The organism is Phycicoccus sp. (assembly GCF_035325325.1).
Taxonomy (GTDB): domain Bacteria; phylum Actinomycetota; class Actinomycetes; order Actinomycetales; family Dermatophilaceae; genus Phycicoccus.
In genome coordinates this window covers 22,837-44,933 of the sequence record NZ_DAOLAC010000008.1, presented here as the reverse complement: position 1 = coordinate 44,933, position 22,097 = coordinate 22,837, and the positions used below count along the sequence as shown (strand labels likewise).

21 protein-coding genes are annotated in these 22,097 nt (G+C 72.3%); 15 read left to right on the top strand and 6 right to left on the bottom strand.

The window, feature by feature from the left end:
* The first annotated feature begins 20 nt into the window (after positions 1-20).
* Positions 21-500 carry a DUF4265 domain-containing protein gene (locus PKA89_RS07380; protein ID WP_324418105.1) on the top strand — a complete coding sequence of 160 codons (480 nt, stop codon included), beginning with the start codon at positions 21-23 and terminating at the stop codon, positions 498-500.
* 72 nt (positions 501-572) lie between these two features.
* Here PKA89_RS07380 and PKA89_RS07375 read toward each other — a convergent pair whose 3' ends face one another.
* Positions 573-770, bottom strand: coding sequence for a hypothetical protein (locus tag PKA89_RS07375; protein ID WP_324418103.1), 198 nt, complete (start codon positions 768-770; stop codon positions 573-575).
* Between the two features lie 261 nt (positions 771-1,031).
* Here PKA89_RS07375 and PKA89_RS07370 point away from each other — a divergent pair, with 261 nt between their 5' ends.
* Positions 1,032-1,445, top strand: coding sequence for a hypothetical protein (locus PKA89_RS07370; protein ID WP_324418101.1), 414 nt, complete (start codon positions 1,032-1,034; stop codon positions 1,443-1,445).
* Here the strand turns inward: PKA89_RS07370 and PKA89_RS07365 are convergent.
* The 3 genes from PKA89_RS07365 to PKA89_RS07355 all read right to left on the bottom strand — a co-directional run bounded on the left by PKA89_RS07365 (position 1,432) and on the right by PKA89_RS07355 (position 4,504).
* Positions 1,432-3,063 (bottom strand): transposase, encoded by a 1,632-nt coding sequence (locus tag PKA89_RS07365; protein WP_324418099.1) that lies wholly within the window; start codon positions 3,061-3,063, stop codon positions 1,432-1,434. The two genes, PKA89_RS07370 and PKA89_RS07365, sit on opposite strands and share 14 nt — an antisense overlap.
* A 109-nt stretch (positions 3,064-3,172) precedes the next feature.
* Positions 3,173-3,526, bottom strand: coding sequence for a hypothetical protein (locus PKA89_RS07360; RefSeq protein ID WP_324418097.1), 354 nt, complete (start codon positions 3,524-3,526; stop codon positions 3,173-3,175).
* Between the two features lie 231 nt (positions 3,527-3,757).
* Entirely contained in the window at positions 3,758-4,504 is a 747-nt protein-coding gene (locus PKA89_RS07355) for an IclR family transcriptional regulator (protein ID WP_324418095.1), read from the bottom strand.
* A gap of 154 nt (positions 4,505-4,658) precedes the next feature.
* Here PKA89_RS07355 and PKA89_RS07350 point away from each other — a divergent pair, with 154 nt between their 5' ends.
* The 7 genes from PKA89_RS07350 (at position 4,659) to PKA89_RS07320 (ending at position 10,982) form a co-directional block, all read left to right on the top strand.
* On the top strand, positions 4,659-5,411 hold the full coding sequence (locus PKA89_RS07350) for an IclR family transcriptional regulator (RefSeq protein WP_324418093.1): 753 nt from the start codon (positions 4,659-4,661) through the stop codon (positions 5,409-5,411).
* Positions 5,412-5,546: 135 nt separating this feature from the next.
* Complete coding sequence (locus PKA89_RS07345; RefSeq protein WP_324418091.1) at positions 5,547-6,329, top strand: fumarylacetoacetate hydrolase family protein; 783 nt, start codon at positions 5,547-5,549, stop codon at positions 6,327-6,329.
* 22 nt (positions 6,330-6,351) lie between these two features.
* Positions 6,352-7,368 (top strand): acetaldehyde dehydrogenase (acetylating), encoded by a 1,017-nt coding sequence (locus tag PKA89_RS07340; protein ID WP_324418089.1) that lies wholly within the window; start codon positions 6,352-6,354, stop codon positions 7,366-7,368.
* A 1-nt stretch (position 7,369) separates the two neighbouring features.
* A complete protein-coding gene (gene dmpG / locus PKA89_RS07335) occupies positions 7,370-8,518 on the top strand; it encodes a 4-hydroxy-2-oxovalerate aldolase (RefSeq protein WP_349255526.1) in 1,149 nt (382 codons plus the stop codon).
* Positions 8,518-9,324, top strand: a complete 807-nt coding sequence (locus PKA89_RS07330; protein WP_324418085.1) for a 4-oxalocrotonate decarboxylase — start codon at positions 8,518-8,520, stop codon at positions 9,322-9,324. Before dmpG ends, PKA89_RS07330 begins: the two co-directional genes overlap by 1 nt.
* 3 nt (positions 9,325-9,327) lie before the next feature.
* A complete protein-coding gene (locus PKA89_RS07325) occupies positions 9,328-9,540 on the top strand; it encodes a tautomerase family protein (protein WP_324418083.1) in 213 nt (70 codons plus the stop codon).
* On the top strand, positions 9,537-10,982 hold the full coding sequence (locus PKA89_RS07320) for an aldehyde dehydrogenase (RefSeq protein WP_324418081.1): 1,446 nt from the start codon (positions 9,537-9,539) through the stop codon (positions 10,980-10,982). Before PKA89_RS07325 ends, PKA89_RS07320 begins: the two co-directional genes overlap by 4 nt.
* Here the strand turns inward: PKA89_RS07320 and PKA89_RS07315 are convergent.
* Positions 10,960-11,274 carry a hypothetical protein gene (locus PKA89_RS07315; RefSeq protein WP_324418079.1) on the bottom strand — a complete coding sequence of 105 codons (315 nt, stop codon included), beginning with the start codon at positions 11,272-11,274 and terminating at the stop codon, positions 10,960-10,962. The two genes, PKA89_RS07320 and PKA89_RS07315, sit on opposite strands and share 23 nt — an antisense overlap.
* Before the next feature lie 214 nt (positions 11,275-11,488).
* On the opposite strand from PKA89_RS07315, the gene PKA89_RS07310 reads away from it, so the two are divergent.
* The 3 genes from PKA89_RS07310 (at position 11,489) to PKA89_RS07300 (ending at position 15,181) form a co-directional block, all read left to right on the top strand.
* On the top strand, positions 11,489-12,052 hold the full coding sequence (locus tag PKA89_RS07310; RefSeq protein ID WP_324418077.1) for a TetR/AcrR family transcriptional regulator: 564 nt from the start codon (positions 11,489-11,491) through the stop codon (positions 12,050-12,052).
* Between the two features lie 94 nt (positions 12,053-12,146).
* The gene (locus PKA89_RS07305) at positions 12,147-13,628 is read left to right on the top strand and encodes a protealysin inhibitor emfourin (RefSeq protein WP_324418075.1); all 1,482 of its coding nucleotides are present in this window, start codon (positions 12,147-12,149) and stop codon (positions 13,626-13,628) included.
* Between the two features lie 254 nt (positions 13,629-13,882).
* Positions 13,883-15,181: a hypothetical protein gene (locus tag PKA89_RS07300; RefSeq protein WP_324418073.1), complete on the top strand. Its 1,299-nt coding sequence runs from the start codon at positions 13,883-13,885 to the stop codon at positions 15,179-15,181.
* 69 nt (positions 15,182-15,250) lie between these two features.
* Here the strand turns inward: PKA89_RS07300 and PKA89_RS07295 are convergent, their stop codons facing one another.
* Positions 15,251-16,000: a hypothetical protein gene (locus PKA89_RS07295; protein WP_324418071.1), complete on the bottom strand. Its 750-nt coding sequence runs from the start codon at positions 15,998-16,000 to the stop codon at positions 15,251-15,253.
* A gap of 497 nt (positions 16,001-16,497) precedes the next feature.
* Between PKA89_RS07295 and gyrB the strand changes: the two genes are divergently transcribed.
* From gyrB to PKA89_RS07280, 3 genes are all read left to right on the top strand, one after another.
* Positions 16,498-18,633, top strand: a complete 2,136-nt coding sequence (gene gyrB, locus PKA89_RS07290) for a DNA topoisomerase (ATP-hydrolyzing) subunit B (RefSeq protein ID WP_324418069.1) — start codon at positions 16,498-16,500, stop codon at positions 18,631-18,633.
* A 113-nt stretch (positions 18,634-18,746) separates the two neighbouring features.
* Positions 18,747-21,434, top strand: a complete 2,688-nt coding sequence (gene gyrA, locus PKA89_RS07285; protein ID WP_324418067.1) for a DNA gyrase subunit A — start codon at positions 18,747-18,749, stop codon at positions 21,432-21,434.
* On the top strand, positions 21,431-22,069 hold the full coding sequence (locus PKA89_RS07280; protein WP_324418065.1) for a DUF3566 domain-containing protein: 639 nt from the start codon (positions 21,431-21,433) through the stop codon (positions 22,067-22,069). Before gyrA ends, PKA89_RS07280 begins: the two co-directional genes overlap by 4 nt.
* The last annotated feature ends 28 nt before the right edge of the window (positions 22,070-22,097 follow it).

Below are 22,097 nucleotides of genomic sequence, written 5' to 3'. Positions count from 1 at the left end.
GTGTGTTCTAGGGTTGGCGCGTGGCTGACGACTCGAAGATCGTCACGCACGGAGACCCAATCGGTCGCGCTCAGACGAACTACATCCATCGGATTGCCGTGAACGATCCACCCGATGGGCAGTTTGAACAGGTCTGGACGCGCACGGACGATGGTGAGGTCTTCGAACTGTGTTGCATCCCCTTCTTCGCGTACGGCGTCTCGTTCGGTGATCGCATCCGGATTGCTGACGACGGAGTGTTTCAGTTAGTCAGGAAGGGTGATCATCGGACCATCCGGGTTGCCATTTATGACGCCGAGTACGCCCACAAGCGCCACGCTGAGTTTCACGCTCTCATTACGAGCACGGGCGTCCGATGGGAGACGCTCGGGCATGCGTCGTCTTACTGGGCGCTCGACATCGAAGGCTCGGAACAGGCTCACGAGCTCATCCGCGTGCTGACCCCTCTGTCCGAGGCGCGCATCCTGGACTGGGAATGGGGCGATCCTGCCGGGGGCTGAAAGCTCGCCCGAAGTGATCCGCACGGATCTGCCGCTTGGGGTGTCATGACCGCGGCGCGACTGACTGACGCCTCACTGCATCGCGTGACGCCAGTTGCCGTCGAAGTCGCGGTCCACCGTCTCCTGCGATTCCACGGTTGCTCCGGCTTGCTCAGCCAGATCGCGCCTGACTCCTGCTTCCCTCAGCCGCTGGACCACTAGGTCCCTCAGCAGGCCTGACTTCAGCAGCTTGTCGCGTTCGACATCGCTCCGCGTGACGAGCCAGACCACTGGATCACAGTGAAAGCCGAGGAACGAGTAATCCCCGGTGACGCCATGGTCCTTGAGCTCTGCGGCGAGACGTCGAGCCGCTCGACGCATAGCTCGCCGCGTCCGCCACGCGAGCCATCGATCGGCAAAGAAGTTGGGGCCCCTTCGGGATCAGTCACGGGGTCATCATCCCGCGGCAGGATTCCGCTCATGCCGCTACGAGGGCGCCATTCCGGTGTCATTCGCCCGTGGGCAACCGCGGCACATGCTTCAATCGCGCCCATGACCACGCAGCCGGGGGCGGACGAGTTGATCGTGCGCCCATGGGGCTGGCCAGTCCTCCTGGTTGCCGCGGCTGTCGCTGTGTTCACAGTCGTCCTCATCTTCGGTGGATGGCCAGCCCTGCTGCTGCTGCCAGTCCTCGTCCATTTGGTTGTGGTCTGGGGGCTGTCGAGCGCGCTCGTCATTCATGTCGACGGCGACGTGCTCACGTGGCGGACGGCTCTTGGCCGCGAAGAATCCCGCGTTGACCTCGTGATGGCGGTGGAGCACGCGCGGGGTTATGGAAGCGGCACGCTGCGCCGAATCCACCTGGCGGACGGCCAAGATATCCGCGTCGGGGAGGGGCCCGAACTCGATCGGCTGGTCCGGCTTCTCAGCCGTCGAGTCCCCGACCTCCAGATCAACTTCTCCTGACCCCCATCGGGCCCAGGTTGAAGCAACCGCTCATCAGCGTGAGGAGTTCAGCGTCAAGGGTGGGCGGGTGCCCGGTGTCTTCCGTCGGCGGTCCCTGCATAGCCAATCGAGGTGGGCTCGGCAGCGTGTGATCGGGTTGTGTCGACGACGGGACGGGGCGGCCTGTGATGAGCGACGAGATGCCGGCGTGGTTCTCGATGCCGCGGAAGGCTCGCCCCGCCCCAGCCCTTGGGCGCGTCAATCTGACGCTTTGAGCGGGTCGAATCAGGTTATGCCGCAACCACCTCCACGACCCGGATGCCGTGGGCGGCGACGGTCGGATCCCACGCTTGGCGGTGGGTGATGACGTGGTGCAGCTGGCGCAGGATGGCCCGGCGACCGCGCTCTGGGCCTGGGTGGGGGTGAGCCGGTTGTCCTCGCGGGTGGTCAGGTACCGGTAGCGGGCGGCGTACACCCGGTTGGTCTGCAGGCACCCCCACACTGCCCGCCACGCCGCGACCCGCAGCCGTGGTCGGCCGGCGCCGGACAGGCGGGCCCGGCCGGTGAACGCCCCGGACTTGCGTTCTCGCGGGGCAAGGCCGGCGTGTTTGACCACGGCGCGGGCGGAGGTGAACCGGGTCAGGTCGCCGGTCTCGGCCAGGATCGCCGCGGCACCGACCGCGGACAGGCCATCGATCGAGGTCGCCAAGGCGGTCAGCTCCAGCTCGTCGAGGACCGTGACCATTCGCGCCTGCACCTCGACCAGGCGGGTGCGGGCGTGGTCCCAGTCCTGCAGCACCCACGCGACCCGCTCGAAGGTGGGCGTGCGGTGGGTGGTCACACCAGCCGGGTCGGTCAGTGCGGCGAACAGGCGGCGCACGATCCGCAGGCACGGCCGGGCCCCGCCGCGGCGGGCCACCTCACGCCGGACCGCGGTCTCGAACCTGGCCGCTCCGAGGCGGCGCGTGCGAGCGAGGTCTCCGCCGTCGCGGCCGACGATCACGGCCAGCGCGGCGACCCACGTCGTGGAGCGGAACGGCTGCTTCGCAGTGTCGAGGGCTGCGGGCCACACGCACTCGAGCAGGTCGCGGACCTGCTGCACGCACGCGACGTGCTCCTCGATCAGCTGCTCCCGGCGGGCGCCGAGGTGCCGCAGCCGCGCCCAGGTCGCATCCAGCGGTTCGGGCAGGTAGCAGGTCAGCTGCGCGGTCAGGCGGGCGATCAGGACGGCGTCCTTGTCGTCGGTCTTGTCCAAGGTGAGGTCCTCGGCGCGGCGGGCGTACGCCGACGCGGCCGGATGCACGCACACGAACGGCATCCCGCGGTCGGCGGCGAGCTGGCCCAGGACCTGCCAGCGGTGACCGGTCGGCTCGCGCGCGACCGTCACCCCCACGAACCCTGCCTTCACCGCACGCCCAGCGGCCCAGTCCAACGCCACCCCAAGCTCCCACGCCTTCACCCGGAGCGTGCGACGGGCCAGCACCTTTGAGTCGTGGTCGGTCACCACGACCATCTGCTTCTTGTCCGCGAGGTCGATCCCGACGATCGCGTTCGACACCGGCACCGCACCCCGCAACCGGGCCAGCCGCGCGTTGCGGTTCCGGTCCCCTCGAGAGACACCACTACTACCGTTGCTCATGAACGTCCTCCTTCTGCGCTCTGGGACACCAAGCCCGAACAAGCGCATCAGGAGGACGTTCGCCACGCCAGACCGAAGACGCTCAACGTCTTCCTATGCCGCGGGTCCGTCACTCGTCTGCGCGGTGTTGATGTTCGGTCCCGGTGTCAAAGTGCCGGCCTAGGTAGTCCTCGGCCGTGAGTTCGCTCCGCCGGATGAGTGAGAAGACCTCAACCCCATGAGCTGGTTTCGTAGCGAGTGCGTACGCCTGAGTGAGTCCAAGGACCTCACCGCCGAGATCCTCGACGTAACGCTCGGCCTCCTCTTCCGCCATCGCGATTGCTGCGTCGGAGCCGGCCGCCCGCCACAAGGTGATGCGCTCTTCGTAGTCGATCTGGCCCGGCGGTAGGTGGTGAGGCCCCCAGGGTCGTTCCTCGTTGTTGGCCACAAGCGTCCGCACGGCGAACCATGTCTCGTCAACCATGGCCTGATCCTTCAGGACATCCGGGACGAACTCACGCACATTCCGCGCTGCGCTCAAGAGTCACTGGCCAACTCCGAGGGCTAAGACCTAGCCTTCGCAGGGCTAGGTCGAAGGCAACGGTTACGGCCCGGACCCCTGGGTGCGACAACGTCCTCATCTGCCGCGCTGAGGGCCTTCACGTGGCGTCCGTCGGCGACCGCGAGGGGCGGCCCGGGGTGAACGGGGAGACCGTCAGAGGCCGGACTCGCGCAGCGCGCGGCCGAGGGTGAAGGCGGCCGTCCGCACGGCCGGCCCGAGGGTGGAGGGGTCGACCGAGGAGGTCGTTCCGGTCACCGACAGGGCGGCGCGCACCTTGTGCTCGACGCCGAAGACGGGGGCCGCGACGCAGGACACCCCGGTCTGGGCCTCCTCGAGGTCGAGGGCCATGCCGACCGAGCGGATCTTGCGCAGCTCGCGCACGAGGCCGCCCGGGGTCGCGATGGTGCGCGGGGTCAGCCGCGGCAGGCCGGCGTCGATCCGGGCCTGCACGGTGGCCGCCGTCGAGTAGGCGAGCATCGCCTTGCCCACACCGGTGGCGTGGGCGGGCAGCCGGCCCCCGGTGCGCGAGACCACCTCGAGCCCACTCGCGCCGAGGATCTCGACGTACACGACGTCCACCCCGTCGAGCACGGCGAGGTGGATGCGCTGCCGGGTCGCCTCGCGCAGGTCCTCCATCACCGGGAGGGCCGCCTCGGAGAGCGAGCGGTGCGCGGGGACGAGCTCGCCACGCTCGAAGAGCCACATCCCGAGTCGGTAGCCCTCCCCCGACGGCCCGGAGTCCTGCCGCTCGAGGACGCCGAGGGCCACGAGCTCGCCGACGATGCGGTGCGCCGTCGACTTGGGCAGCCCGGTGCGGCGGGCCAGCTCGGCCAGGGTGAGCACCGGGGCGCGTTCGTCGAAGGCCCCGACGAGCGCCGCCGCCCGTGCGAGGAGCGTCACAGGGGGGACGTTCCGCTCAGTGGAACGCATGCGTTGATCGAACCACGCGGCGGCCGTCACTGTCATCCCATCGCAGGACGGGCAAGGGAGCCGGAGCATGTCGATCGTCGCGCAGGAGCACGCGTGGTGCGCCACCACACCGAAGCGTTCGCCGGTGAGCGAGCCACAGGCCTCGGGCCTGAAGTCGGTGGGCACCGCCCTCGACGTCCTCGAGTGCTTCGCGACCGACGGCGAGCTGGGGGTCTCCGACATCGCCCGGCGGCTCGGGGTCGCCAAGTCGACGGCGCACCGGCTCCTGAACACGCTGGCCAGCCGGGGGTTCATCGAGCAGGACCTCCAGAGCGGCCAGTACCGCCTCGGCATCCACGTGTACGAGCTCGGCGCCCTCGCGCTGGCCCGCAACGAGCTGCGCCACGTCGCGCTGCCGACGCTGCGCCAGCTCGCCGCGAGCACCGGCCTCACCGTCAACTTCTCGGTCCCCGACGGCCCGGACATCGTCTTCGTCGAGCGGATCGAGAACCCCGACGGCGTGCGCTTCCTCGGTCACTTCGGCCGCCGCCTGCCCTCGCACACGACGAGCAGCGGCAAGGCCATCGCGGCGTGGAACCCCGAGGCCGACCTCGCCCGTCGGCGGGCCGGCTTCCCGCCCCGGGTGAGCCGGACCGTGCGCACCGAGGCCGACTGGCTGCGGTGCCTCGAGTCGGTGCGCCGCGTCGGGTACGCGGTCTCGCACGGCGAGTCCTTCGACGGCGCCTCCTCGGTCGCGGTCCCCGTCATCTCGCGCCGGGTGGCCATCGCGTCGGTCTCGGTGTTCGGCCCGACCGAGTCCATCGCGCCGCAGGTCGACCGCCTGGCGCCCGTGCTCGTCGCCGCGAGCCGCCGGATCGCCCGAGCGCACGCCGTCTGACCTCGGGGCACCGTTCCCGGGAGCGGAACGTCGGGGGCCGGCCGCCGGCGGGATCCGTACCGTCGGTCCGGAAGGCACTGCACCACACCGCGCCCCGCGCCGCACGGCTCCGCGCGGCTCCAGGAAGGAACCCCCGTGGACGACTCGACCCGCGCGCAGGTCGCCGACGCGCTGCTCGCGGCGTACGACTCGAAGGAGCCGCTCGAGCCGCTGACCGCCACGCACACGGGGATGGGCCTCGAGGACGCCTACGCCATCCAGCTGCGCCAGGTCGAGCGCCGGCTGGCCGAGGGGCGGACCATCCGCGGCCACAAGGTCGGCCTGACGAGTGCCGCGATGCAGCGCCTGCTCGGCATCGCCGAGCCCGACTACGGCCACCTGCTCGACGACTTCTTCCACCTCGAGCACATGCCGATCCCGGTCGACCTCTTCGTGCAGCCGCGCATCGAGCCCGAGGTCGCCTTCGTCCTCAAGAAGAAGCTGAAGGGCCCGGGCGTCACGGTGCACCAGGCGCTGCGGGCCGTCGACTTCGTCTTGCCCGCCCTCGAGATCGTCGACAGCCGCATCCGCGACTGGCGGATCGGCCTGTTCGACACCATCGCCGACAACGCCAGCTCGGGCGCGGTCGTCCTCGGCTCCACCCCGACCGACGTCGGCGCCGTCGACCTGCGGCTCGCCGGGGCCACCTTCCACCGCAACGGCGAGGTCGTCGGCACCGGGGCCGGCGGCGCCGTCCTCGGCTCCCCGCTCAACTCGCTCGTCTGGCTCGCCAACACCGTCGGAGCCCGCGGGGTGACCCTCGAGAAGGGCCACGTCGTGCTGCCCGGGTCGGTGTGCGCGATGTCGCCCGTCGCCGCCGGCGACACCTTCACCGCGACGTTCGCCGGGCTCGGCAGCGTCACCGCCCGCTTCGTCTGACCCGCCCCACCGAAGGAGCGCCATGTCCACCACGCCACGGACCAAGGGCACCGCCGCCATCGTCGGCCCCGGCAACATCGGCACCGACCTGATGTTCAAGCTGATGCGCCGCAGCGACGTCATCGAGCCGCGCTACATGATCGGGGTCGACCCGGCCTCCGACGGCCTGCGCCGCGCGAGGTCGCTCGGCCTCGAGGCCAGCCACGAGGGCGTCGACTGGATGCTCGCCCAGGACGAGCTGCCCGACATCGTCTTCGAGGCCACCTCGGCCAAGGCGCACGCGGCCAACGCCCCGCGCTACGCGGAGGCGGGCATCCTCGCCGTCGACCTCACGCCGGCCGCGGTGGGCCCGTACCTCTGCCCTCCGGTCAACCTCGACTTCAACCTCGACGCCATGAACGTCAACATGATCACCTGCGGGGGCCAGGCGACGACCCCGATGGTCAAGGCGGTCTCGTCCGTGGTCCCCGTGCCCTACGCCGAGATCGTCGCGAGCATCTCGAGCCGGTCCGCCGGCCCCGGCACCCGCGCCAACATCGACGAGTTCACCGAGACGACCTCGGCCGCGCTCGAGGTGGTCGGCGGCGCCGAGCGCGGCAAGGCGATCATCATCCTCAACCCCGTCGAGCCACCCCTGATGATGCGCAACTCGGTCTTCTGCGCCATCCCCGAGGAGGCTGCCGAGCCCGGTGAGCTGCAGGAGCGCATCCTCACCTCGATCCACGCGATGGTCGCCGAGGTGCAGGACTACGTGCCCGGCTACCACCTGCGCGCCGACCCCCAGTTCGACCACGCCCGCGACACCTGGCAGGGCATGGCACGCGTCTTCGTGCCCATCGAGGTCAAGGGCCGCGGCGACTACCTGCCCGACTACGCGGGCAACCTCGACATCATCACCGCGGCCGCGGCCCGGGTCGGCGACATCCTCGTCGCCCACCGGCTCGGCGTCGCGTCCACGTGGAAGTCGTCGGCCCAGCTCGGCGACGTCCCTGACCCGCTCGTCGGTGCCGGCGCCGACGCGCAGAAGGCCGGTGTCTGACATGGGCGACATGACCATCCGCCCCGAGGACGTCCCCGTCGTCGTCGACGAGCTGACCGAGACCGACGTGCTCGCGCACACCCCGCGCGGCGGCGGCGACCGCGACCTGCGGATCACCGACTCCACGCTGCGCGACGGCTCGCACGCGATGAGCCACCAGTTCACCGAGGAGCAGGTCCGCGGGGTCGTGCACGCCCTCGACCGGGCCGGCGTCCAGGTCATCGAGGTCAGCCACGGCGACGGCCTCGGCGGCTCGAGCTTCAACTACGGCTTCTCGAAGGTCGCCGAGATGAAGCTCATCTCCGCCGCGGTCGAGGAGGCCACCCAGGCGAAGATCGCCGTCCTCATGCTCCCCGGCCTCGGCACGCTCCACGACCTCAAGAACGCGCACGCGGCCGGAGCGTCGGTCGCCCGCATCGCCACCCACTGCACCGAGGCCGACGTGTCGATCCAGCACTTCGGCGCAGCCCGCGCCCTGGGGATGGAGACCGTCGGGTTCCTCATGCTCAGCCACAAGGCGTCGCCGGCGACGCTCGCCGAGCAGGCCCGGATCATGGTCGACGCCGGCGCCCAGTGCGTCTACGTCGTCGACTCGGCGGGGGCCCTCGTCCTCTCCGACGCCCAGGAGCGGATCAGGGCCGTCATCGACGAGATCGGTACCGAGGCCCAGGTCGGCTTCCACGGCCACCAGAACCTCAGCCTCGGCATCGCCAACTCGGTCCTCGCCTTCCAGGCCGGGGCGCTGCAGATCGACGGTGCGCTGTGCGCCCTCGGCGCCGGGGCCGGTAACAGCCCCACCGAGGTGCTCGCCGCGACCTTCGAGCGGATGGGCATCCGCACCGGCGTCGACCTCGGCGAGGTCCTCTCCGCCGCCGAGGACGTCGTGCGCCCGTTCATCCCGCGGCTGCCGTGGATGGACCGCGCGTCGATCACCCAGGGCTACGCCGGCGTCTACTCGAGCTTCCTGCTGCACGCCGAGCGGGCCGCCGAGCGCTACGACGTGCCGGCCCACGAGATCCTCCAGAAGGTCGGCGAGCACGGCTACGTCGGCGGCCAGGAGGACATGATCATCGACATCGCGCTCCAGCTGGCCGAGGAGAAGGCGCACCTCGTCGAGCTCGGCGACCTCGCCGGCATGGGGGTGCGCTGATGGCCGGTGAGGCGCCGGCGGGGGGCTGGGACGTCGTCTCGGTCGCGGCCGAGCTGCTGGCCTGCGAGGACGAGCGCCGCGACCGCCCGCCCTTCACCGACGAGTGGCCGGAGCTCGACCTCGACACCGGCTACGAGATCCAGGACCTCAACCTCCAGAAGCGGCTGGACCGTGGCGAGACGCTGGTCGGCGTCAAGCTCGGCCTGACCAGCCGGGCCAAGCAGCAGCGGATGGGCGTCCACGTCCCCTTCGTCGCGTGGCTCACCGACGCGATGGTGCTGCCCGTCGGCGACCCCGTGCCGCAGGGCCGGCTGATCCACCCGCGCATCGAGCCGGAGATCGTCTTCGTCATGGGCGAGCGGCTCGAGGGCCCCGGCGTCACCTGCGCGCAGGCGATGAGCGCGGTCGAGTCGGTGTGGGGCGGCGCCGAGGTCATCGACAGCCGCTACCGCGACTTCCGCTTCACCGCGGGCGACGTCGCCGCCGACAACGCGTCCTCCGGGGCGTTCGTCACCGGCCCGGTCGGGCTGCCGCCGAGCGAGCTCGACCTCGCGCTCGAGGCGGTCCTCGTCGAGGTGGGCGGCGTCGTCGTCGACTCGGCGACCGGTGCGGCCGTGCAGGGCCACCCCGGCGAGGCCCTCGCGCTCGCCGCCAACGACCTGGCCCGCCGCGGCCACGCCATCGAGGCCGGCTGGATCGTGCTGACGGGCGGGATGACCGACGCGGTGTTCGCGCCTGCCGGGTCGAGCACCGCGCTGCACTTCAGCAACCTCGGCTCGGTCTTCCTCGCCGGCGGGGAGGGCTGAGCCGTGCCGGTCATCGACGTCACCCTCGCCGAGGGGCGGGAGCCCGAGATGCTGCGCGGCCTCATCGACGCCCTGACCGAGGCCGCCGTCGACGCGCTCGACGTGCCGGTCGAGTCGGTCCGGGTCATCCTCCGCGAGGTTCCCCGTACCCATTTCGCCGCCGGAGGTGTCACGATCGCGGAACGCCGCGCCCGAGCCCAGGAGGAGTACTCATGAGCGACCTGCAGTTCTTCGGCCACGTCGTCGACAACGAGGAGGTCGAGTCGGTCGACGGGGCCCGCTTCGACGTCTGGAACCCGTGGACCCGCGAGGTGTGGGCGGAGGCGGCCGAGGGCTCCGAGAAGGACGCGGAGCGGGCCGTCGCCAGCGCGCGCCGGGCCTTCGACGAGGGGCCGTGGCCGCGGATGGGCCGGGTCGAGCGGGCGGCGGCGATCCACCGGCTCGCCGACCTCATGGAGGAGCGGACCGACGACCTCGCCCGGCTGGACTCGACGAACATGGCCAAGCCGTTCGCGCAGGCCAAGCACGACGTCGCGCGGTCGGTGTGGAACTTCCGCTTCTTCGCCGACCACCAGCGCGACGCCGTCGGCGAGGTCTACCCGATGGACTCGGGCCACCACACCTACAGCGAGTTCGGCCCGGCCGGCGTGGTCGCCGCGATCAGCCCGTGGAACTTCCCGCTGATGATGGCCTCCTGGAAGATCGCGCCGGCGATCGCCTGGGGCAACACGTGCATCATCAAGCCGTCCGAGGACACCCCCGCGTCGGTGACGATGCTCGGCCGGCTGGCCGTCGAGGCCGGCTTCCCGCCCGGGGTCCTCAACGTCCTCAACGGACACGGCGCCCCCGCCGGCGCGGCGCTCACCGGCGACGACCGGGTCGACCGGGTGACCTTCACCGGCTCGTCGACCACGGGGAAGGCGGTGATGGCCTCGGCCGCCACCCACCTCGCCCCGGTGTCGCTCGAGCTCGGCGGCAAGGGCGCCAACGTCGTCTTCGAGGACGCCGACCTCGACAACGCCGTGTACTGGGCGGTCGAGGCGATCTTCCGCAACGCCGGCCAGATCTGCCTCGCCGGGTCGCGGCTGTTCGTCCACTCCTCGATCTACGACGAGTTCCTCGAGCGGTTCGTCGCGGCCGCCGAGGCGCTGACCATCGGCGACCCGTTCGACCCGGCGACCCGCTTCTCGTCGCTCGCCAGCAAGCGGCACTTCGACAAGGTCGTCTCCTACGTGGAGTCGGCCCGGGCGCTCGGCGGGCGGGTCCACACCGGCGGGGTGGCCGAGGACGGCTCGTGGGTCGTGCGGCCGACCATCGTCGACGGGCTGGCCCTGGACGCCGCCCCGTACTGCGAGGAGATCTTCGGGCCGGTGTGCGTCGTCAACGCCTTCGACACCGAGGACGAGGTCGTGCACCTGGCCAACGACACCCGCTACGGCCTCAACGCGATGCTCTTCACCGAGAACCTCTCGCGGGCGCACCGGGTCGCGTCGCGGCTGCGGGCCGGCACGGTGTGGGTCAACTGCTTCTTCATCCGCGACCTGCGCACGCCGTTCGGCGGCGTCGGCGACTCCGGGGTCGGGCGCGAGGGCGGCAACTTCTCGCGCGAGTTCTTCACCGAGCCCAAGGCCGTCGTCATGCAGATCGACCGCGGCTGAGGACGGTCCGCCGCAGCTCGTAGCCGGCGCCGAAGGCCGTCATGAGCGTGGTGCCGAGCTGCACGGCCCGGCGGCGGGTGTCGACGGCCGACCGGTCGCCGTGCACGGAGGGCCCGGTGGCGAGCAGGCCTGCGCCGGCCGCGAGGTTGAGGCCCGCCCACACGAGGTTCGCGACCGGCCCGGAGTCCTCACCTCGGAACGGGGTCATGCACCGTCCGCCGGACAGGCCGACCACCGCGTGCGGGACCACGTTGACGAGCAGCACGCCGGCCGCGACGTCGCGCGCCCTCATCGGGGGTCCCTCGTGCGGGCGGCGCACCCGACGACGTGGCCGGTGGCGGGTGCGGTCGGCCGGCGCTCGCGGGCCTGCGTGGTCGTGTCCCGGGGGCTGGGCACCGGGGCCACCTCCTGAATGAACGGTGTACATTTACCGGGTGCGACGGTACGCCGGCCCGGAGGCCACGACAACCCCCCGCCGCCGGGGCGCCCCGCCGGCGGGGAGCCGGATGACCCGGGACGACGTCGTCGCGGCGGCCGAGGACCTGCTCGGCGAGGTCGGGCCCGAGGCGTTCGCGATGCGGGCCCTGGCGAGCCGGCTCGGGGTGAGCCCCAACGCCCTCTACAACCACGTCACCTCGCGCGACGACCTCCTGACGGCCGTGGCCGAGCACCGCCTCTCGGCGTTCCGGCTTCCGGAGGCCGTCGGGCCCTGGCCGGAGTGGCTGGCGGCGGTGGCGACCGCCCTGCACGCCTGGCTCGGCGGCCGACCGCGGCTGACCGGGGTGGTCCTCGCGCACGTGGGGTCGACCCGGACCGGCCGGCAGCTGCTCACCGCCGTGCTCGACCGGCTCGAGGACGAAGGGGTCGAGCGCGCCACCGCGCACCTCGCCTGGCACGCGGTCCTCACGGCCGTCCTCGGGTCGGTGCAGCAGGAGCACTCCCGCGGCCGGCCGGACGACTCGTTCCCGGCGGTCCTCGACCTCGTCCTGCGCGGGGTCGTCGCCGCGGCGGCCGCTCCCCCGGACGCGGGCGCCCGCGAGCTCCTGCGGCGGCACCCGCTCGGCGGCTGAGGACGGTCCGCGGCGCCGGGTCGCGGGTGTCGGTGGGCGGGTCCATCGTGGAGGGATGACGACGCCGCGCCCCCGACCCCAGCGTTCCCGCCCCATGCCGGAGACCCCGGGGTCGCCGGGGAACGGTTCCGGCGCGACCCCGGGGCTTCCGGTGCGGTGCTCGATCGTGCCGCCCTACCTGCTCGCCGCGCTCGCCGCCTCCGGGGACGACCACGTCGCGGCCCGGGCGGCCGAGGCGCTGCGGCTCGACGAGTCGCTGCGTCGTGGCCGGGTCACCGCCGAGGCGCGCCCGGGCGGCCGCACGACCCTGCCCGGCGCCACCCCGGGAACGGACTCCGGGCCGCAGCGCACCATCCACGACGCGCAGCACGCCACGGCGCTGCCCGGGCCGGTCGTGCGCGAGGAGGGCGCGCCGCCCACCGCCGACGCCGCGGTCACCGAGGCCTACGACGGCCTCGGCGCCACGTGGCAGCTGTGGCAGGACGCCTACGCCCGGAACTCGTTGGACGGCAAGGGACTTCCGCTCGTCGCCAGCGTCCACTACGGCCAGGACTACGACAACGCCTTCTGGGACGGCACCCAGATGGTCTTCGGCGACGGTGACGGCGTCGTCTTCCTCGGCTTCACCCGCAGCCTCGACGTCATCGGGCACGAGCTCGCGCACGGGGTCACCCAGTACACCGCCGGCCTCACCTACCAGGGCCAGTCCGGCGCGCTCAACGAGTCGGTCTCCGACGTCTTCGGTTCCCTCGTCAAGCAGCACTCGCTCGGGCAGGACGCCGCGCAGGCCGACTGGCTCATCGGCGCCGAGCTCCTGGCGCCCGGCGTCAAGGGGGTCGCCCTGCGCTCGATGGCCGCCCCGGGCACCGCCTACGACGACCCCCGGCTCGGCAAGGACCCGCAGCCCGCGCACCTGCGCGACTACGTCGACACCACCGACGACAACGGCGGCGTGCACATCAACTCGGGCATCCCGAACAAGGCCTTCCACGACCTCGCCGTCGCCCTCGGCGGCAACGCCTGGGAGGTCGCCGGCCGGGTCTGGTACGACACCCTGACCGGCGAGATCCGCGCCGACTGCGACTTCGCGACGTTCGCCGGGCTCACCGTGGCCGCCGCGACGGCACGGTTCGGCGACGGCTCGCGCGAGGCGGACGCCGTCACCGCCGCCTGGGAGGGCGTCGGCGTCACGCCGATCGCCGCCGGCGCGTCCGGAGGAGCCGGCGGGACCGGCGCGCCCGCGGTCCCCGGGACCCCGGCCGAGCCCGCCCCGACGCCGGCCCCGGGCACGCAGGTCGAGCTGCGGCGCACCGGCGGGTTCGCGGGGCGCACCCGGGCCCGCACCGTCGCCCTCGGCGAGCTGCCCCACCCCGACACCGCCGCGTGGCAGGACCTCCTCGCCACCGACCGCCTCCAGGCCCTCGCGGCGGCCGTCGAGCGCGACTACCCGGACGCGTACTGCTACGGCGTGCGCTGCCCGGCGCCCGCGGTCGACGTCGTCATCCCGGAGCCGGCGCTCTCCGACGACGTCCGCGACCTCTTCGAGCGCACCCTGCGCGGCGCGTCCGACGACTGAGGGCGACCGCCCCGACACACGCGCCCGTCGCCGTGGCGGATGGGACGGACGGTGCAGGAGGCATCGTTCGTTCGGACCGAAGGCCGCGCCGACGGGTGGAGTGACCCCGGCGCAGTGCCGCCGCGGCGCGCCGGCCTCGGCACAGTGGAGGGACTCTCGCTCCTGCGTCCGACCCCACCCCGGCCGGTCGCCCGCCCGAAACGGACACCACCGTGCATCAACCGCCTCCCGGCACCCACCCGCCCGCCGATCCCGTGCCGACCCCGGCCGCGCCCGCCCAGCGGGGCACGCCGAGCCGGCGCCCGGGCCCGGCCTCCGGCCCGCGCGCGCACGTGCGCGAGCTGCTCGGCAGCGCGCTCGTCGGCATCGCGGCCCGCCGCCGGGTCGACCCCGACCACGTCGGCCGGATCCGGGTCACCTCGGCGACCGGTGGCGCCCCGCTCGTCGTGCGCGACGACGGGGTCGGGTTCACCGCGCAGGAGGTCCGCTGGCTCGACGCGACCCCGGGGAGCCACGACCACGGCCCGGTCCGCGAGGGGCTGCGCCGCTACGAGAGCGCCCTGCTCGCCGCCTTCCACGTCGCCGACGTCGTCGAGCTGCGCACCCGCTCGGCCCTGGTCCCGATGGCCCCGACGATGCGCTGGGTCGGGCTCGCCGACGGCACCGTGCGGGTCACCCTGGCCGAGGAGCCGCTCGAGGAGCCGGGCACCGAGATCCGCCTGCACCCGCGCGCCGCGACCCGCTCGTGGTGCACCCCGGAGACCACCCTCGAACACGTCCTCGACGTCGCCGACCAGCTGCCGGTGGCGGTCGAGGTCGACGGGGTCGAGGTCTCCGGCCGCGCCACCCTCTGGGAGCGTCCGGCTGCCGAGCAGGCCGAGTGGTGCCGCCAGCGGCTCGGCCTCGACCCGCTGCTCGTCCTGCCCGTCCCCTCCTCCGTCGCCGGCGTCCGTGCCGTGGCCGCGGTGCTGCCCTACCGGACCCAGCCCGGAGCCCGCAGCGCCCACCGGCACTACGTGCGCGGGATGCTCGCGGCCGAGGGCACGACCGAGGTCGTCCCCGGCTGGGTCGGCTTCTGCCACGTCGTCGTCGACGACGCCCGCGACATCCTCACCGACCCGGCGCACGACGACGCGACGGTCGCCGAGCGCCTCGGCCGCTCGCTCCTCGCCCAGCTCGTCCTCCTCGGGGCCGAGCAGCCCGCGCTGTTCCGCGAGGTGCTGGCCCTCCACGGCGACGCCCTCGTCCGGCGCGCGCTGGAGAGCCGTGACCTGTTCGACCTCGTCCGCTCCACCGTGCCGCTGCCGACGACGCTCGGCGACCTCACCCTCGACGCGCTCGCCGGGGTGGTCGGTGTGGTCCCGTTCACCGACGACCCATCGATGTGGGATGCCCTGCGCGACAGCGCTGCCCGCGACGGCGTGCTCGTCGTCGACGCGACGGCCACGCACGTGCGGACCCTGCTCGAGGGCCTCGACGCGGTCGAGGTGCCGGTGCCGCGGGTGGCCCGGCTGCGGGAGAGCGACCTCGTCGTCCTCGGCGTCGCGTCCTGACCGCCGGCCTCCCCGCCGGCCTCCGCGCCGTCCCCCGGGCTGCCTCCCGGCCGTCCCGGAGAGCCGGCCTCAGCGCGCGTGCAGCGACGCCCGGAGCATCCCCAGCACGGTGTCGGCGCGGTCGACGTCGACGTCGGTGACCGTCAGCACGACCACGCCCTTCGGCCCGATGACCGTGAGCTGGCGCCCGGTCGCCGTGTTCGTGTCGACCGGGAGGGTGTAGCCGGTGACGTGGCCCCGGCCGACGGGGGTGGTCACCTCCTCGTAGGAGGCGACCGTGGCACCGATCATCTTCAGCACCATCCGGGTCTGCGCCTCGGTGGGCATCACCTCGAGCGGCAGGGTCTGCACGTTGAGGTTCGGGGCGAAGCCGCGGCTCGGCGGCCCGAAGACGGCCACGTCGACGCTGCGCGCCGCCGCCTTGACCTGGGCGACCGGCAGGTTCATCTGCTGCGCGATGCGGGCGAGCGCGTCCTGGTCACCGCTCTCGAGGACCTTGGTGAGCTCGAGGACCTTCCAGTCCTCGGGGACCGCGAACCGCAGCCCCGAGCGCTCGCCGGTGACCCACTGGGTGCCGGGAGGGGCGGACGGCTCCGCCGAGGATGAGGGCGACGGCTCCGCCGAGGGCGTGGTCGACGGGGAGGGCGACGGCTGGGCCGAGGGCGGGGTCGACGGGCTCGCGGACGACGCGGCTTGCGCCGATGAGGTCGAGACCCCATCGCCGGTCGGGGCCGGACCGCCGCCGAGCCCGCAGCCGCCGGCCACGAGCGCCAGACCGGCACACGCGGCGGCGAGACCCCGGCGCAGCATCCTCCCCATGCGTGCAGGGTAGGTGCCCGGGCCGTCGCGCGCCGCCCGTTCGCCGCGACCGGCCCCGCCCGCCCGCCCGCCCCGTCGGCCCCAGGTGCGTGCTACCGCGCAGTACGTGTCGCTATCGCAGCACTTACTGCGCCGTAGCACGCACCTCAGGCGGGGGCGGCGGGCAGCCCGCCCGTTCGCTGCGACCGGGCCGTCCGGCCGTCCGCGAGGACGACCGCCACGAGGGCCCGTGACGACCGGGCGCGACCACCCGGACGGCGAGGCCGAGGAAGGCCGCTCAGCGCCGCCGAGGGGCCGGGGCGCGTGTGGGGAGTCGTGGACGGACCCGAAAATGCCGGAAAACCGGCGCCACGGGCCTCCCAGCGGGTGCTCCGTCGGTCCCGACCGGTAGGATGGAGGGCGACAGCGCGCCCCCGGGTGTTCACGACCCGCGGGCGCGCGCCATGAGCCGCCCGCACCGTCCCGGTGCCCGGCGCGGCCAGTGACGAAGGAGACCCGTGGCCGACCAGCCCGACACCCCCGACGTGCCCGCCGTGGACCCCACCGTCCCGTCCGCCGAGGACCCCACCGTCCCGCCCGAGCAGGCTCCCGTCCTCCCCGAGGGCCCGGCCTACGACGCGTCGGCCATCACCGTCCTCGAGGGGCTCGAGGCGGTCCGCAAGCGCCCGGGCATGTACATCGGCTCCACCGGCGAGCGCGGCCTGCACCACCTCGTCTGGGAGATCGTCGACAACGCGGTCGACGAGGCGCTCGCCGGCTACGCCGACACCATCGACGTCATCCTCATGGAGGACGGCGCCGTCCGGGTCAAGGACAACGGCCGCGGCATCCCCACCGACATCCACCCCACCGAGGGCGTCAGCGCCGTCGAGCTCGTCCTCACCCAGCTGCACGCCGGCGGCAAGTTCGGCGGCGGCGGCTACAAGGTCTCCGGCGGCCTCCACGGCGTCGGCTCCTCGGTCGTCAACGCGCTCTCCACCCGCCTAGACGTCTGCGTGCGCCAGAAGGGCCACGCCCACCGGATGTCCTTCGACCACGGTGTGCCCACCGGTCCCCTCACCGAGATGGAGGAGACCGACCGCACCGGCACGACGATCACGTTCTGGGCCAGCCCGGAGATCTTCGAGACCACCGAGTACGACTACGAGACGATCCGGGCCCGCTTCCAGCAGTACGCGTTCCTCAACAAGGGCCTGACCATCAACCTCGTCGACGAGCGCGTCACCGAGGCCGCCGACGGCTCCCCCGACCTCGACGGCGTCGACTCCGACATCGCGGTCGTCGAGGACCACGAGGACGAGGAGGCCGGCGGCCAGGCCCGCACGACGACCGCGCGCTCGGTCTCGTACCGCTACGACAACGGGCTCGTCGACTATGTCGACCACCTCGTCGCGTCCAAGCGCACCGAGCCGGTGCACCCCGAGGTCATCTCGATCGAGGTCGAGGACGAGGCGCGCAGCCTGTCCCTCGAGCTCGCGATGCAGTGGACCACCGCGTACTCCGAGTCGGTCCACACCTACGCGAACACGATCAACACGCACGAGGGCGGCACCCACGAGGAGGGCTTCCGCGCGGCGCTGACCAAGCTGGTCAACGACTTCGCGCGCAAGCAGAACCTGCTCAAGGAGAAGGACGAGAACCTCACCGGCGACGACGTCCGCGAGGGCCTCACCGCCGTCATCAGCGTCAAGCTCGGCGAACCGCAGTTCGAGGGCCAGACCAAGACAAAGCTCGGCAACTCCGAGGTGAAGGGCTTCGTCCAGCGGGCGATGACCGACGAGTTCGGCGACTGGCTCGAGCGCCACCCGAACGAGGGCAAGGAGATCGTCCGCAAGTCGATCCAGGCGGCCACCGCCCGGATGGCCGCCCGCAAGGCCCGCGAGGCGACCCGCAAGCGGGTGCTCGAGTCCGGCGGGCTGCCGGGCAAGCTGCGCGACTGCCAGGCCAAGGACCCCGCGGTCTCCGAGGTGTTCATCGTCGAGGGCGACAGCGCCGGCGGCTCGGCGGTGCGCGGCCGCAACCCGCACACCCAGGCGATCCTCCCGATCCGCGGCAAGATCCTCAACGTCGAGCGGGCGCGTCTCGACAAGGCGCTCGCCAACCAGGAGGTGCAGGCGCTCATCTCGGCGTTCGGCACCGGCATCGGCGAGGACTTCGACATCGAGAAGGCCAGGTACCACAAGATCGTGCTGATGGCCGACGCCGACGTCGACGGCATGCACATCCGCACCCTGCTGCTCACCCTGCTGTTCCGGTTCATGAAGCCCCTCATCGAGGCCGGGTTCGTCTACCTCGCCCAGCCGCCGCTCTACCGCCTCAAGTGGAGCAACGCCCCGCACGAGTTCGCCTTCACCGACCGCGAGCGCGACGCCCTCATCGCCGAGGGGCAGTCCAAGGGCCGGCGGCTGCCGAAGGACAACCCGGTGCAGCGCTACAAGGGCCTCGGCGAGATGGACTACCAGGAGCTGTGGGAGACCACGATGGACCCCGACCAGCGGGTGCTCCTCCAGGTCACCCTCGACGACGCCGCCGCGGCCGACGAGATCTTCTCGGTGCTCATGGGTGAGGACGTCGAGAGCCGGCGCAGCTTCATCCAGCGCAACGCCCGCGACGTGCGTTTCCTGGACATCTGAGGATCAAGCGAGGAACGAGCGCTGACGAAGATGTCCCGAAAACACAGTCTGGACATCTTCACGCCGGCCTCGCGCAGGACATCAGCTCGACCGCCTGAAAACCGAAGGACACCATGACAGACCAGCCCGTCGAGACCGACCGCACGGAGCCGATCGACCTCAACACCGAGATGCAGCGCTCGTACATCGAGTACGCGATGTCGGTCATCGTCTCCCGCGCGCTGCCCGACGTCCGTGACGGCCTCAAGCCGGTGCACCGCCGCGTGCTCTACGCGATGTACGACGGCGGCTACCGCCCGGACCGCGGCTTCAACAAGTGCAGCCGCGTCGTCGGCGACGTCATGGGCCAGTACCACCCGCACGGCGACGGCGCGATCTACGACGCCCTCGTCCGGCTCGTCCAGGACTGGTCGCTGCGCTACCCGCTGGTCCAGGGTCAGGGCAACTTCGGCTCCCCCGGTGACGACCCGGCCGCCGCGCCGCGGTACACCGAGTGCCGGATGGCCCCGCTGTCGATGGAGATGGTCCGCGACATCGAGCAGGAGACCGTCGACTTCAAGCCGAACTACGACGGCAAGACGCTCGAGCCCGAGGTCCTCCCCTCCCGCTTCCCGAACCTGCTGGTCAACGGCAGCGCCGGCATCGCGGTCGGGATGGCGACGCAGATCCCGCCGCACAACCTGCGCGAGGTCGCCGCGGCCGCCGAGTGGATGCTGCGCCACCCGGACGCCTCCCGCGAGGAGGCCCTCGACGCGGTGATGAAGGCGATCCCCGGTCCGGACTTCCCGACCGGCGCCCTCATCATGGGCCACCGCGGCATCGAGGACGCCTACCGCACCGGGCGCGGCAGCATCATCATGCGCGCGGTCGTCGAGGTCGAGGAGATCCAGAACCGGCAGTGCCTCGTCGTCACCGAGCTGCCGTACCAGGTCAACCCGGACTCCCTCGCGCAGAAGATCGCCGAGCACGTCAAGGACGGCCGGCTCTCGGGCATCGCCGACATCCGCGACGAGACCTCGGGCCGCACCGGCCAGCGCCTCGTCATCGTGCTCAAGCGCGACGCGGTCGCGAAGGTCGTGCTCAACAACCTCTACAAGCACACCCAGCTGCAGACCAGCTTCGGCGCGAACATGCTCGCGCTCGTCGACGGGGTGCCGCGCACGCTGCCGATCGACGCGTTCATCCGGTACTGGTGCGAGCACCAGATCGACGTCATCCAGCGCCGCACCGCCTACCGGCTGCGCAAGGCGGAGGAGGAGATCCACATCCTCCGCGGCTACCTCAAGGCGCTCGACGCGCTCGACGAGGTCATCGCGCTGATCCGGCGCTCGCCGACGGTGGAGGAGGCCCGCAACGGCCTCATCGAGCTGCTCGAGATCGACGAGATCCAGGCCCGCGCCATCCTCGACCTCCAGCTGCGCCGGCTCGCGGCCCTGGAGCGGCAGAAGATCATCGACGACCACGACAAGCTGCAGGCGCAGATCGAGGACTACCGCGACATCCTCGCGAAGCCCCAGCGCCAGCGCGACATCGTCTCCGACGAGCTCGCGGCCATCGTCGAGAAGTTCGGCGACGACCGCCGCACGACGATCATGCCGACCGACGGCGACATGTCGATGGAGGACCTCATCCCCGAGGAGGACGTCGTCGTCACGATCACCCGCGGCGGCTACGCCAAGCGCACCCGGGTCGACGCGTACCGCTCGCAGCGGCGCGGCGGCAAGGGCGTGCGCGGGGCGGCGCTGCGCGGCGAGGACATGGTCGACCACTTCTTCACGACGACCTCGCACCACTGGCTGCTCTTCTTCACCAACCTCGGCCGGGTCTACCGCGCCAAGGCCTACGAGCTGCCGGACTCCGGGCGCGACGGCAAGGGCCAGCACGTCGCGAACCTCATGGCGTTCCAGCCCGGCGAGGAGATCGCCCAGGTACTGGCCATCCGCTCCTACGACGACGCGCCGTACCTGCTGCTCGCCACCCGCGCCGGCCTGGTCAAGAAGACCCGCCTCGCCGAGTACGACAGCCCGCGCACCGGCGGCCTCATCGCGGTGAACCTGCGCGACGGCGACGAGCTGGTCGGGGTCGGGCTCGTCGACTCCACCGACGACCTGCTCCTCGTCTCGCGCAAGGGGCAGTCGGTCCGCTTCCACGCCGACGACGCCACGCTGCGCCCGATGGGCCGGGCGACCTCCGGCGTCACCGGGATGAAGTTCCGGTCCGGCGACGAGCTGCTCTCGATGTCGGTCGTCGCCGACGGCACCGACCCGGACGTCTTCGTCGTCTTCGAGTCCGGCCTGGCCAAGCGCTCGAAGGCCTCGGAGTGGAACGTCAAGGGCCGCGCCATCCTCGGCGTCGCCGTGGCCAAGCTGTCCGACAAGGGCGGCGACCTCGTCGGCGCGCTGACCGTCGACGAGAACGACGAGGTCCTCGTCGTCTTCGAGAAGGGCAACATCGTCCGCTCGCGGGTCGACGAGGTGCGCCTGACCGGCCGGAACACGATGGGCGTGCAGTTCGCCAAGCCCGGCAAGGAGGACGCGATCGTCGCCGTCACCCGCAACCCGGAGAAGGAGGTCGAGGAGGCCGTCGAGGCCGCCGAGGCCGCTGCTCCGGACGGGGCTGCGGAGGGGGTCGCGGATGCGGCCGCGGACGCGGCCGTCGTCGCCGGTGACGAGGTGGTCACGGCTGGGCAGACCCTGAGTGCCGATGTCGCAGGTGTCCCCGCGGATGCCGTACCGTCGGACGAAGCACCTGCCGGTGACGACGCATCGGACGGTGAGCCTGACCGAGGAGGCCGTGAGTGAGCACCGCAGACAGCGCCGGACGTCCCGTGCGCGCCTCGGGTGCCCCCCGGGCGCCCTACGCCGACGGCGGCAGTGCGCCCGCTCGAACGGCCGCCGGTGGCGCGATGCGGCGCACGGCCGACCCGGTGACGCCGGCCCGCGAGACCACCCGTCCGGTGCCGACCGGCCGTGAGGGCGGGGTTCCGTCCCGTGCCGTCGAGTCGCCGCGCGGTGCCGAGCGCCCGGCCGCGGCCGCTCCCCGCGGCGGTTCGCCGGCCCCGCGTCCGGCCGGCGCGCGCCGGGTCAAGCTGACCGTCTCGCGCATCGACCCGTGGTCGGCGATGAAGGTCTCGTTCCTGCTGTCGGTGGCCCTCGGCATCGCGCTCGTCGTCGCGACGATCGTGCTGTGGACGGTCCTCGACGCGATGGGCGTCTTCGACCAGGTCAACGGCGTCATCGGGCAGGTCATCCAGGACGGCGGCACGAAGTTCGACATCCTCGACTTCGTCGGCTTCACCCGCGTGGTGTCGCTCTCGATCGTCGTCGGCGTCGTCGACGTCATCCTCTTCACGGCCATCGCGACCCTCTCGGCGTTCCTCTACAACGTCTCCTCCGCGCTGGTCGGCGGGGTGCACCTCACCCTCACCGACGACTGACCTCGTCGCCTCCGTGCGGGCCCCCGGC